At 30.7% G+C, this 12,829-nt stretch carries 11 protein-coding genes and 1 pseudogene; 4 read left to right on the top strand and 8 right to left on the bottom strand.

Annotation, left to right across the window (positions count from 1 at the left end; translation table 11 throughout):
* Positions 1 to 631: 631 nt before the first annotated feature.
* Genes DYE58_RS03915 through DYE58_RS03925 form a run of 3 tightly spaced genes read right to left on the bottom strand, consistent with a single transcriptional unit; the run spans position 632 to position 3,262 of the window.
* Entirely contained in the window at positions 632 to 1,357 is a 726-nt protein-coding gene (locus DYE58_RS03915; protein WP_004820671.1) for an aminotransferase class IV, read from the bottom strand.
* A complete protein-coding gene (locus DYE58_RS03920; protein ID WP_115312039.1) occupies positions 1,354 to 2,682 on the bottom strand; it encodes an anthranilate synthase component I family protein in 1,329 nt (442 codons plus the stop codon). Before DYE58_RS03920 ends, DYE58_RS03915 begins: the two co-directional genes overlap by 4 nt.
* A complete protein-coding gene (locus DYE58_RS03925) occupies positions 2,669 to 3,262 on the bottom strand; it encodes an anthranilate synthase component II (protein WP_004820666.1) in 594 nt (197 codons plus the stop codon). The genes DYE58_RS03920 and DYE58_RS03925 overlap by 14 nt, the downstream gene beginning before the upstream one ends.
* Before the next feature lie 190 nt (positions 3,263 to 3,452).
* Between DYE58_RS03925 and DYE58_RS03930 the strand changes: the two genes are divergently transcribed.
* A complete protein-coding gene (locus tag DYE58_RS03930; RefSeq protein WP_040552298.1) occupies positions 3,453 to 4,748 on the top strand; it encodes a bifunctional folylpolyglutamate synthase/dihydrofolate synthase in 1,296 nt (431 codons plus the stop codon).
* Between the two features lie 71 nt (positions 4,749 to 4,819).
* Here DYE58_RS03930 and DYE58_RS03935 read toward each other — a convergent pair whose 3' ends face one another.
* The 5 genes from DYE58_RS03935 to DYE58_RS03955 form a co-directional block, all read right to left on the bottom strand.
* Positions 4,820 to 5,281 (bottom strand): hypothetical protein, encoded by a 462-nt coding sequence (locus tag DYE58_RS03935; RefSeq protein WP_115312040.1) that lies wholly within the window; start codon positions 5,279 to 5,281, stop codon positions 4,820 to 4,822.
* 206 nt (positions 5,282 to 5,487) lie between these two features.
* Positions 5,488 to 5,931 (bottom strand): DUF4825 domain-containing protein, encoded by a 444-nt coding sequence (locus tag DYE58_RS03940; RefSeq protein WP_115312041.1) that lies wholly within the window; start codon positions 5,929 to 5,931, stop codon positions 5,488 to 5,490.
* Position 5,932: 1 nt separating this feature from the next.
* Positions 5,933 to 6,775, bottom strand: coding sequence for a DegV family protein (locus DYE58_RS03945; RefSeq protein ID WP_004820654.1), 843 nt, complete (start codon positions 6,773 to 6,775; stop codon positions 5,933 to 5,935).
* A gap of 8 nt (positions 6,776 to 6,783) precedes the next feature.
* A complete protein-coding gene (gene glmM, locus DYE58_RS03950) occupies positions 6,784 to 8,127 on the bottom strand; it encodes a phosphoglucosamine mutase (RefSeq protein WP_004820652.1) in 1,344 nt (447 codons plus the stop codon).
* Position 8,128: 1 nt separating this feature from the next.
* Positions 8,129 to 9,442 carry a CCA tRNA nucleotidyltransferase gene (locus tag DYE58_RS03955; RefSeq protein WP_004820649.1) on the bottom strand — a complete coding sequence of 438 codons (1,314 nt, stop codon included), beginning with the start codon at positions 9,440 to 9,442 and terminating at the stop codon, positions 8,129 to 8,131.
* A gap of 102 nt (positions 9,443 to 9,544) precedes the next feature.
* On the opposite strand from DYE58_RS03955, the gene DYE58_RS03960 reads away from it, so the two are divergent.
* The 3 genes and pseudogenes from DYE58_RS03960 (at position 9,545) to DYE58_RS03970 (ending at position 12,816) form a co-directional block, all read left to right on the top strand.
* Positions 9,545 to 10,303, top strand: a complete 759-nt coding sequence (locus DYE58_RS03960) for a hypothetical protein (RefSeq protein ID WP_004820647.1) — start codon at positions 9,545 to 9,547, stop codon at positions 10,301 to 10,303.
* Positions 10,304 to 10,320: 17 nt separating this feature from the next.
* Positions 10,321 to 11,217: a copper amine oxidase N-terminal domain-containing protein gene (locus tag DYE58_RS03965; protein WP_004820645.1), complete on the top strand. Its 897-nt coding sequence runs from the start codon at positions 10,321 to 10,323 to the stop codon at positions 11,215 to 11,217.
* Between the two features lie 135 nt (positions 11,218 to 11,352).
* Positions 11,353 to 12,816 (top strand): annotated as a pseudogene (locus DYE58_RS03970) (IS1182 family transposase).
* Positions 12,817 to 12,829: the final 13 nt, after the last annotated feature.

The following is a 12,829-nucleotide window of genomic DNA, read 5'->3' on the forward strand; positions in this document are numbered from 1 at the left end:
TTATTTTTAACTATTATTTATTTAAGTTAATAAATTAAAATTTTTAAACCTCTTTTGTCTATATCCCTTTACTATTTAATAAACCGTCTTACACCCCCGCTATCACATCTTTTTAAATACAATAAAATCCCACACTAATCTCAAAAAAGTTAATACTACTTAAAATTACAGCAGTATATTTCGATTAATATTTTTTACATTTTTGCTATATTTTATTTACTTTCTTTAAATAATTTAAATATACATTTATAAACCTATGTTTAAATTTTAATACTTATACTTCAATTAAACATTCATTTTTTAATTATTCCCCCATTGAAACAGCTCTTCTGTATATTAAAGAATGTTAAATATTTTATTTATAAAACTATGAATATCTCATCTGAGTTAATAGTAATTAATTTTTCTTAGAATAATATAATAATTATGCAAATGATACTCACTTGCAACACTTTAAGAGTATAACATATTTTTTATAAAAAAACATTCTTTTTTTACTTTAATTAAACTGCAATATATTTTTTGTAATCCTCAATTTAACTAGAATATATTATTAATTTAATATTTACTGTGTTTAGATTTTACCTATACAAAAAGCTCACAGCCTCTCAAATAAGAGAAGCTATGAGCTCTATAATTTTAATATTTTTTCTGTGTATTCAGTTTTTATAAATTTAATGTCATCTATACTCTTAACAAATCTCTTCTTCATAAGCGAGTTAGTACAGATGCAAGCGTCAAAATTTTCTACTTCTTCAAATGGTATGTGCCTTATTTCATACTGTATATTTTCTTCATCAAACTTTTTGATAAGATTTTTTCTATATATTCCGGGTAACAAACCATCTTCAACCGGCGCTGTAACAACCATACAATCTTTTATAAAGAATAGATTTGTATAACTGCCTTCTGTCACATTCCCATCTTGGTTGAGAAATACAACTTCATCATATCCATCTGACTTGGCATTTGCCAATACTTCATGATTTAAAAGGTAGTTGTTGGTTTTGTGGTTATTTAAGAGATTATTTTTATCCCTTATTTCTTTTGCCAATTTTAGTTTTAAGCCACTCTGAAATTTTTCATCTGTATAGTCAGTAAGTCTAGTTTCTATATGCAGACTGTATTTTTCAAAATTTTCTAAAACCATTATTCTAACTGCGCCATCTATATTCAAATCAAGCTTTTGAATTTCTAGCTCTATATCTTTTTCTATCCCATCAGAACAAATTTTTAAAAATTCCATTGAGTTTTTAAGCCTTTGTAGATGGTCTTCAAAATATTCAAGTTTTAAATTTTTTATCTTTATGGTTTCAAAAAGTCCTTTGCCATATTTTATTCCATCTGACTGCTTCACTTCAGTGCCTCTATTAATTTTAGCGATTTTTGCAATGACTCATTGTACTCATCTTTAACTTCTGAATCCCAAGTCACTGCACCTCCACCTGAAAAATAGCAGTCTTCGCCCTTTTTTAATATCGTTCTGATCAATATATTCAAGTCTGAGTTTTCATTAAATGAAATATACCCTAGTGAACCCGTATATACATTTCTCTTATATTTTTCTACCTTGTCAATCGCTTCAATGGCTGTCAGTTTTGGAGCACCGGTTATTGACCCCCCCGGGAAAATATTTTTTATAAGACTGTATATGTCTTCTTCATCTCTTAATTCCCCTACAATTGTGGCGACTAGATGGTGTACACTTTCGTAGCTCTCAAGTCTGTAATTTTCAATTGCCTTAACTGTTTCATATTTACATGAAAGACTTAGATCATTTCTCATAAGGTCCACAATCATCAACAACTCAGAGACATTCTTTTCGCTATTTAACAACTCAGCTTTTAATTTTTCATCTTCTTCTTTGTCAGCAGATCTCTTTATAGTTCCCTTTATAGGCCTTGCTTCCACCATTCTATCTTTACACTTAAAAAATCTTTCAGGTGATGAAGATAGTATTTGATAATCTCCAAAATCCATATATGTCATAAAGTCAGCTTTGTTTATATTTCTTAAATTTATATATAAATCATATGGGTCTCTATCGCTTTTCACTGTGAATTGTTGAGTTAGGTTTACTTCATATACAAATCCTTTTTTTATCATTTCTCTAACTTGATCAAAGGCAACTCCATATTCTTCTTCTGAAATTCCCTTAATCATTTCTTCAGTGTGATATTCAGTTGGAACTATTTCTCTATAATAAAATATTTCTTCGATATCTCTTATATCTTCTCCATCCACGTATATTATATTAAATTCTTTTGAAACATTGTCATATTCTACAACTTTGAAATAAATTCCAAAAAATGCGTCATATATGTCTACATTTTTTTCAGCTTTTAAAACTACATTGCAATTTTCTTCTGTAAAGTCATATGAAAGATATCCAACAGCACCTCCGATAAAATCTCTATCGTCTTCTACAAAATATTCTTTCATAAGCTCTCTTAAAACATCTAACGGATTTTTATGAATTTTGAAATTCTTAAGTCCTTCTACTTCTGTGTCAAATCCCTTGGATTTAACTATTATCTTTGGCTCAAACCCGAAGTAAGATTTATTTCCCTGATGTGAATTCCCCTTTGCACTATCTAAGAAAAATGGATAGCTTTTTTCTCTTATATTAAATAACAGCTCCTCCGGAGCTATGTTTGTATCAATGTGCTTAGTTTTTATCATTTCTTACCTCTGCCAAAAAATTTTCTATCATCTTTAAACCAAAGTCTGTACCAACAGATTCAGGATGAAACTGTACTGTTTCAATTTTCATATCTTTATCTCTAAATCCCATTATAACTCCGTCACTTGTTCTTGATGTTATCTTCATTCCATTGTATTTATCATCTACAAACAAATCTTCTTTTGCAACTAGTGAATGGTATCTCATAACAGTTACAGGATTTGGTATATTTTTAAACACGCCTTGTCCATCATGTGTTATCTCGCTCATCTTGCCGTGCATTGGACGTTTGCCTTCCACAACTTCTACACCTCTTGAAACTGCAAAAACTTGATGCCCTAAGCATATTCCCAAGATTGGATACTTGCCTTGTAGTTCTTTAAGTATCTCCAAACTTATCTTTGATTCCTCCGGAGTTTTAGGCCCTGGAGAAATAACGATTGCCTCAGGATTTAATTTTATTATTTCATCTATTTTTATCTCATCATTTTTTTTAACTACAACTTTTTCTTTTAAAATATTTAGATACGTAACAACATTGTACGTAAACGAGTCATAATTATCTATCATTAAAATCATTTTTTCACCTAATTCATTTTGTATTTAATTCGATTTTACATCTTTTTTAATGCCTTTATTAAGTAGTATAATAGAAATATAATTGAAGTATATTTGCTAATATTATCGTAGTCTAACTCTTGACTGCCTTATTTTACTTTGATAGTATCGATTATAAATTAATATGTTATTTATTACAAGCGAGGAAAAAATGAATACAGAAAACAAACAATTAAAAACTTTTGATGATTATGTAGATTGGATGTACGACAGAGGCTCCAGCGGAGAAAAGCATACTATGGAAAACGTAGGTAGACTTCTTGCTGCTTTTGATAATCCTCAAGATAAAATTAAAGCTATACATGTTGCAGGTACAAATGGTAAGGGCTCTACTTGTCATTACTTAGAAAGTGCTTTATCTGCTACTTCAAAATGCGGCCTGTTTATATCTCCTTATATGGAAACTATATTAGAATCAATTTCTATAAATGGCGTTCAAATATCTGACAAAGATTTTATGAAGTATATTGATGAATTAAAACCTGTTGTTGAAACTTTAGACGCTGAAGGATTCCACAACACTTATTTTGAAGTTTTAACTGCAATAATGTACAGATATTTTTATGATCAAAAAGTTGATGTGGCAGTTATAGAAGTTGGTTTAGGAGGTCGTGTAGATTCAACCAACATTATAAAAGCGCCTCTTGCTTCAGTAATCGTTACTATTTCTATGGACCATGTTAATATTTTGGGAAATACTATAGAAGAAATTGCTGAAAACAAAGGTGGAATTATAAAAGACAATCGTCCGGTCTTTGTATATCCTCAAAAACCTGAAGTTATGTCAGTTTTAAGAGAAATAGCAAGTGAACACAACTCAGAATTCTTTACTTTCTCACCAGATGAAATTAAAGACATTGAGCTTTCACCTGAAAACAATCAATTTAGTTTTAGAAACTTCACAAATGCCAAGACAAAACTTGTTGGAGTACACCAACTTTACAATGTTTCTCTTGCTCTTATGGTTCTTGAACGCTTTAAAGATGAATTTAATTTAACTGATGATATAATCAAAGAATCAATTTTTAATACCGAAAACCATGGTAGACTTGAAGTTATATCTGAAAATCCTAAAGTTTTGATCGATGGAAGTCACAATGCTGAAGCTATTGAAGCTTTACTTGAATCATTAAAGGCATTTAAATACAATAGATTGATAGTTGGCTTTAGTATTTTAAAAGATAAAGATTACAACTATGTAATTTCAAAACTATCTTCTATCGCAGATGAATTAATCATAACAAACATAGACAATCCTCGAGCTTTTGAACTTGAAGATTTGAAGAAAGAAGTTTTAAAGAAAACTGAAAATGTAACTGCTATAGCTGATAGAATTGAAGCTTATGAATACTCAAAATCTCGTGCTAAAGATGGAGATTTAGTATTGTGGTGTGGTTCTCTATATCTAATCAGAGAATTCAGACTTTATGAAAAAAATAAAAAGTAAATAAAAAATCGGTTTATAATGTCCATTGGAACTCAGTACTCCAATGGATGTTTTTTTAACCGATAAATTTTTCACGCTTTAAAAATTTCCTTTGTTCTATGAATAACTACTATGTTTTTTATATCATTATTTTTTTCTACATAAATTTTTGCATTTAAATTTTCTATTCTATCCCATGGTGAAAGTAGATAATATCCACTTACAACACTCTTTTCCGATTTTTCATCTTTGTATTTACACTTAATCCTAGCTGTCATATAACTTCCTATTCTAACCATATTATTTGGTATAATCTCTGTTATAAAACAATCATAACACACACCTTCTTTTTTTAATTTTTTTAGTTTATTATTATTAAGCTTTGCTTTTATTAAAAGTAGAAAACTGACAACTATCCATAAAATTCCATTGTATAAAATAGCTACATTTCCCCCATAAAATAACCAAATTAATCCTACTAAAAAAAATGGAATTCCAAATCCCAGTCCAATAAATTTACCAAGTAAATGCCAAGGAGTCTCTATAATTTTCATTAAATCTTCCTTTCCTCAATTTAAATGCATAAAATTACTAAATAAATACTAGCTATCTAGTTTAGAAATTATCATTCAATAAATTAATTGTCAATATATTTTCATTTTATACCTATACTCTCTACTCTTAGAACAACAAAATTTAATTTCAAAATATTAAATATAAAAAAACCTTCCTTATGATTGGTAAGGAAGGAGCTTTCACTTTATTTTGACTCATCTAAATTAACTTTATCTATATATTCTTGTAATTTATCATCATCTTTATTTAATTCATTTAAATTTGTTCCGTTGGCTTCCAATATTAAATCAACTGCCCCTCTTGAAAAAGAGCTCAATTCTTTTTGATTATTAAAATATCTTAGCTCTCCTAAATTTTCAATCATTGCAAATGTAACTACTGCTTGGTCAAAAAAACTTGCCTCTTGTTGACCTTCAAGATTTACATTCAATCCATAAGGTTCTTTTTCTGACTGAATTTCAATTGATTTATATTTTAAGCCATTCGGATAATTTAGTCCGCTTACTATTCCAATAACTTTTGAATTATCTCCAACATACTTTGTCTTATATTGTTGAAGTCCTTCTTGTTTCTTTGAACAAGCTACTAAATAAAAAACTGCAAATAAAATTGTACATATTTTTTTCATATTAAAATCCTACAACAATTCCTCCTATATCTGCATATCCTGTAGCAAGCCCTTTAGTGTGTACTATTAATATGTCTTTAAATTTATAGAGTTCTTTTGCTTTTTCCGCTAGCAATTGTGCTTTTTCTAAACCATCAGCATGAGATATTACCAAAATTCTCTCTTCTAAATTTTCTGCTATATTCCCTATTTCTTTAGCTAGCTTGAGTAGAGATTTTTTAAATCCTCTATTTATTTCGTGAATAGTAATTTCCCCTTCTCTGGTAGCCTTCATAATAGGTCTTATATTTAATGCTGTTGCAATTAATCCGGTAGTTTTTTTAATTCTTCCATTTTTAATTAAATTATCTAGGTTTTCTAATATGAAAAATGTATGATTGTCTTCTACAGCTTTTTCTATTTTCTCTACTTGTTCATCAAATCTAAGCTCTTCTTTCATTATTTCATCAATCTTTAATAATAAAGATAATTGTCCTGCACTTGCTGATTTTGAATTTATAATATAAACTTGTTTTTCAGGATGTTCTTTTAAAAACTCTTCTCTTGCTATCACGGCAGCATTGTTTGATCCCGATAATATTTCAGATATTGTCACAATTAAAATTTTATCTTCTTCGCATTGATTTAACTTTTCTAGATAGTCATATGGCGATGGGCATGAAGTTCTTATAGGGTTTTTTGTCTGTTTCATAGCCTCTTTAAACTCATTTAAATTTAAATTTTCGTCATCTACATATTCAACATCTTCTATATCTATCTTAAATGAGACTAACAAAACTCTTAATTTTTTTTCTAATTCTTCACTTATATCGCAAGACGTGTCTGCTATTATTCTATAATCCATTTCTCCTCCTAATTTAATTTAAGTTCTATAAAGTTAGCAAGTTCTCTTGCTTTTGCTTCCATCAATTCTTTATCTTCGCCTTCAATCATAACTCTAATCAAAGGTTCTGTTCCTGACGGTCTAATTACAACTCTACCATTTCCGCCAAATTCATTTTCTATTTTTTCTATTTCGTCTTTAACTCCCGGAAAACTCATATAATTATTTTTTAAATCGTTTCTAACTTTTGCATTTACTAGAACTTGAGGATATGACGTCATTAAATTATTTAATTCACTCAACTCTTTTCCGGTTTTCTTTGCTACTTCTAATAAATGAAGTCCTGTGGCAAGTCCATCTCCTGTGGTGTTATATTCTAAAAATACAACGTGCCCTGATTGTTCAGCACCTATTACATAGTCTTTTGATATCATTTTTTCTAAGATATATCTATCTCCCACTTTAGTTTGAACAAGATTTACACCGATTGTATCCAAATATTTCTTAAGTCCTATATTCGACATAATTGTTCCAACAACAGTATTGTTTTTCAATCTGTCATTTTCTTTTAGATAAGTTGCACAGATTGCAAGTATATGGTCTCCATCAATTAAGTTACCTTTTTCATCAACTGCTATTATTCTGTCTGCATCTCCATCGAAACTCATTCCCATATCAGCTCTCGTTTCAAGAACTAAATTTCTTATTAGTTCAGGATTTGTCGAACCACAGTTGTCGTTTATGTTCATTCCATTTGGCTTGTCATTTACTGCCACAACTTCTGCCCCAATCTCTTCTAAAACATTTTGTGCAATTTTATATAGAGCTCCATTTCCAATGTCTATGGCAACCTTCATTCCGGTTAGATCCACATTTGAAATTTCAATTAAATATTCTTCATATTTTTTAAGCAAGTCTTCACTATAAGTCATTGTTCCAACATCTTCATGAGTAGCATTTTTATATATTTTTGTATCGTCAAATATCAATTCTTCTATTTGTTCTTCAACCTTATCAGGTAATTTATATCCATCTGATGAGAAAAATTTTATTCCGTTGTGTTCGAAAGGATTGTGAGAGGCTGAAATAACTACTCCGGCCAGATATTCTCCTGTTCTTGTCAAATAAGCTATCCCCGGAGTGGGTATTACTCCTGCAACTTCTACATCAAGTCCTATTGACATAAGTCCACTCACAAGAGCTGCTTTTAAAAGTTCTCCTGAAAGTCTTGTATCTTGACCTACTACAACTTTTCCTTTTTTATCTTTTGAAAGTACATATCCCGCTGCTCTTCCCACTTTGTATGCAAGTTGAGGCGTAAGTTCAAGATTTGCTACCCCTCTTATTCCGTCAGTTCCAAATAATTTACCCATGTTAACCTCTATTTTTTAAAATTTCTATAAGATAGTCTTTTTTGTTAAGCTCAGGCTTATCCAAGACAATTTCTTCAAGATATCTAAGTATATTTCCTATTTCTTTTCCTTCTCTATACCCAAGTGCCTTTATATCATTGCCATTTAAGCATAAAAACTTTTCTTTTGCAATATCTTCTTTTAAGAGTCCTTTTGCTCTCTCCCTTATCTTAAGTAAAAAATCTATATCTCTACCCTCAGTTGTACACATTCTATCCGCAATCATTAAGCTGTATAAATCTAAAATATTGTCCGAACCCACTCTTCTTAACTGCCTTCTCAATGCCTTATCTGATATTTCTTCATGTACCTTCATATGCTCAGAAATTAAAATTTGAACTCTTCCTATAAAGGCTTTTGAATAACCAAATTTTCTTAAAATCTCTCCAGACATTTTTGCTCCAATTTCATCATGCCCATAAAAATGACCTTGACCATTTTCATCAACAGAAAAAGTTTTTGGTTTAGCTATATCGTGTAACAACCCTGAAACTCTCTGTTTCAAGTTTTTTTCTGTACTGTCTACAACACACTTTATATGGTCAAACACAGTTTTGTCATGATATTTAGTCCTCTGTTCAAATCCTATACAATCGTGTAGTTCAGGAATTATATATTTTAAAGCATCAGTCTTGGCCAAGAGTTCAAGCCCTATCGAAGGTCTTTCAGAAAGCAATATCTTATCAATTTCAATTTTTAATCTCTCATTTGCAACGCTTCTCAAAAGATATGCATTGTCTATAATTGAGTTTAGAGTTTTCTCTTCTATTTCAAAATTTAGAACAGTCGCAAACCTTATTGCTCTAATCATCCTAAGTGCATCTTCTCTAAATCTCTCTTCAGGATCGCCAACTGTTCTTATGATTTTATCTTCTAAATCTTTTCTTCCACCATGCAAATCTAAAATTTTACCTTCATACATTGCCATAGCATTTATGGTAAAATCTCTTCGCTTTAAATCTTCTCTGACATCGTCTGTAAAAATAACTTCATCAGGATGCCTTGAATCAGTATGCCCCAGTTCAGTTCTAAACGTTGTAATTTCAAAGTGCTCATCTTCAATTATCACAGTGATAGTCCCATATCTCTTGCCCAAAGCCAAAGTCTTATATTCTTTAAATACTTTTATTATTTCTTCCGGCAAGGCACTTGTTGCAACATCATAATCATGAGGAGTTTTGCCGAGTAATATATCCCTGACAGAACCGCCAACCATATATGCTTCATATCCGGCACTCATCAATCTTATTAATACTTCTTCAATTTTACTTTGCATAGCATCACCTTTTTTATTATACCATATTCCTCACAATTCAGTTACTATACAGACGTTACTTGTTGAGAAACTCGTGGTATAATGTAACAAAAGGAGGATTACATGAAAAAATTAATAATAACTACTCTATTACTTAGTTTAATGCTAAGCGCATGTAATAAGAAACCGGCTGATGATAAGACAAGCACTAAAAAGGGAAATACCGTTGAAGTGTTGACAAATCAAAATACTGACGAGAAAAAGGTTACTCAGGCAGAAGATACAGATGCTGATAAAAAGAAAGATACAGCTGATGAAAAGAATTCTGCTAAAAATAATGACATTAAAGATACTGACATAGTTTCACTTATTAAAAATTCAGATTACATTTCTCGTATTCGTATAACTGCAGCAGGTTCTTCTACTGATGTAAATTTCATTGAAGATTACAGAGGAGACCTTTCAAACATAGTCTTGGATATTCCAAAAGGTCTTAAAGAAAATCGTGAATATATTTTATTCTATGTAGATGGAAAAGATGGAAAAATAGCTCCTGTTTCTGAAGATTCAGCATTTATTGAGCTAAGTGGTTCTGACGATAGCAGACTTAAATTCTTAGATAAAGAATTTGGCGTGAAATCAAGTCCTGGCATTGTTGACAACACCACTGCAAAAGACTCTAAAAAATCCACTACTAAAGATTCCACTAAGTCATCAAATGATTCTAAATTAGAAAAACCATCTTCTAAATCTACTAAAGATGTTAAAACTACTGATAGAGAATCTTTAAAAGCTACTGATGAAAATTCAAAGACCACAAAAGAAACTACGGCAACTAAAGACGGTTCAAAAACTACGAAAGAAACTAAACCTACTAAATAAATTAAGGAGTTTATAGAATGAAAAGATTTTTGATATTTTGTCTTGCACTTTTAATTGCAACTCCGGTATTTGCAAAAGACATTAAAATCACCCTAGACGGAAAAGAAATAAAGAGCGATGTTTCTGCATATATTGAAAACGACAGAACCCTTGTGCCAATAAGATTTATATCCGAACAACTTGGCTACGAAGTTAAGTGGAATGACGAGACAAGAGTTGTAAATATCTTAGATAAAAACAAAGCTATCGAACTTAAAATTGACTCTAAAGATATTAAAGTAAATGGGAAAGATTTAAAGATGGATGTTGCTCCAGTGATAAAAAGAGATAGGACTTTTGTCCCATTGAGATTTGTAGCAGAACACATGGGACTAAAAGTTGATTGGGATGCTACTTCCTACACTGTAATTTTACAGACACAAAATCAATCTCCATACTTTTCTGAAATTAATGGCTTATTAAAAGAATTAAATTCTAAAAATGAAGAACTTAAAAAATATTTCTTTGCCGGAGAAGAAAAATATTCTCGAGCTGAAATTGAAAGTAAATTTGAAGTCTTGAGAAATGACATCCAAACAACTTTGGATAAGATAAGAAATATGACTGTACCGGCAGAAAATACAACAAGTCACAAATTAATCTTAGAAGTTTCAGACTTAACAAGTGAAATTTTAAAAGAATATCGTACCGGAATTTTAGAAGGAAATAGTGCCCATGCTAAAAAAATTGTAGATATTCAAACTAAACTTGCTGTAAAAACACACGAAGTTGTCAATGCTCTTGAAGCTGAGAAAAACGGTAAGGCTTATACGCCTGACTTAGATACTCAAATATTTAATAGAGCCGGAGAAGTTGATAAAAATAAAAATCCACTTGAAGATGAATTGATACAAAGTTTATTGAGAAAAATATAAGAGGAGAGCTTAAAGCTCTCCTCAGACTGATGACAAAGGTAGGTGCAAAGCGAAAAACATCTACCTTTTTTCATGCATAAATGGCTAAACATGGGCTAATAAGGGTATAAAACTACCAAGAAAGTAGGTGGAAACATGCTGTCCAAAAATAACAAACGAAAAACAGATCAAGTTCAGATGATCTCAGTCGAAGAATTAATCCCTAAAGACCATATACTTAGAAAAATAGATAAATACATAGACTTTGACTTTATCTATGATTTAGTTGAAGATAAATACTGCTTAGATAATGGAAGACCAAGCATAGACCCACTCGTGCTTTTTAAAATCATATTCATTCAATACTTGTTCAACATAAAAAGTATGCGCCAAACAATAAAAGAGATTGAAGTAAACATTGCCTATCGATGGTTTCTAGGCTTTGATTTTTATGATAAGATTCCACACTTTACCACCTTTAGTCAAAACTACAGAAGACGGTTTAAAGATACAAAGATTTTTGAAGAAATCTTTGCAAATATATTAGGTCAAGCAATGGACAAAGGCTTTGTAGATAGCAAAATACAATTTGTCGATGCAACCCACGTAAAAGCCCATGCAAATAGACATAAAAATAAAAGAGAAGAAATAAAAGTCCAAGCAAAAGCCTATCAAGAAGACCTAGAAAAAGAAATCGATGAAGACAGAAAAGAACATGGTAAAAAACCCTTAAAAGAAAAAAGTAAAAGCCAAGAAACAAGAAAAATCACCACGTCCACAACAGATCCAGAAAGTGGACTTTTCCATAAAGGAGAACACAAATAAGTATTCGCCTACAATGTACAAACCTCCTGTGATAAAAACGGCTGGGTCTTAGCCTACAAAATATTTCCAGGCAATCTTCATGACAGCACAAGCTTTATCCCCTTTTATGAAGAAAAATTAAAACAATATCATGCAGAAAAAATAGTCATGGATGCAGGATATAAGACACCAGCCATAGCAAAAAAACTCATTGATGATTCCACGCTACCCGTATTACCCTACACCGCCCCAAAAAGAAAAGTCAAAACAGAAAAGCCCTATTACAAAAAAGATTATGTCTATGATGCATACTATGATTGCTACCTATGCCCAGAAAATCAAGTCCTAGACTATAAAACAACAGATAGACAAGGATATAGACAATATAAAAGTGATAAAAAAGTATGTAAAAACTGTCCAAATCTAAGTATGTGTACTCAAAGTAAAAACCATCAAAAAGTAATCACTAGACACATCTGGCAAAACTATCTTGATATATCAGAAGAATACAGATATACAAATCAAGGAAAAGAAGACTACAGTCGAAGAAAAGAAACAATCGAAAGAATATTTGGAAGTGCTAAAGAATTCCATGGATTTCGATACACCAATATGATTGGTAAAGGAAAAATGGAAATGAAAGCAGCACTTACCTTTGCATGCCTAAATATGAAAAAGTTAGCAACCTTAATGTGTAGATTAGACCCGAATAAGGATCTAATAAGGCATATTTTTACGAATATTTTTAATAAATTATTAAAGCTATTAAAATGCAAACAAACCCAAGGAAAATTCCTGGGTTTGTCTACAACCTGAAGAGAGCTTAAAG

Origin of the sequence: Peptoniphilus indolicus, from assembly GCF_900454665.1 — a bacterium.
GTDB lineage: Bacteria > Bacillota > Clostridia > Tissierellales > Peptoniphilaceae > Peptoniphilus > Peptoniphilus indolicus.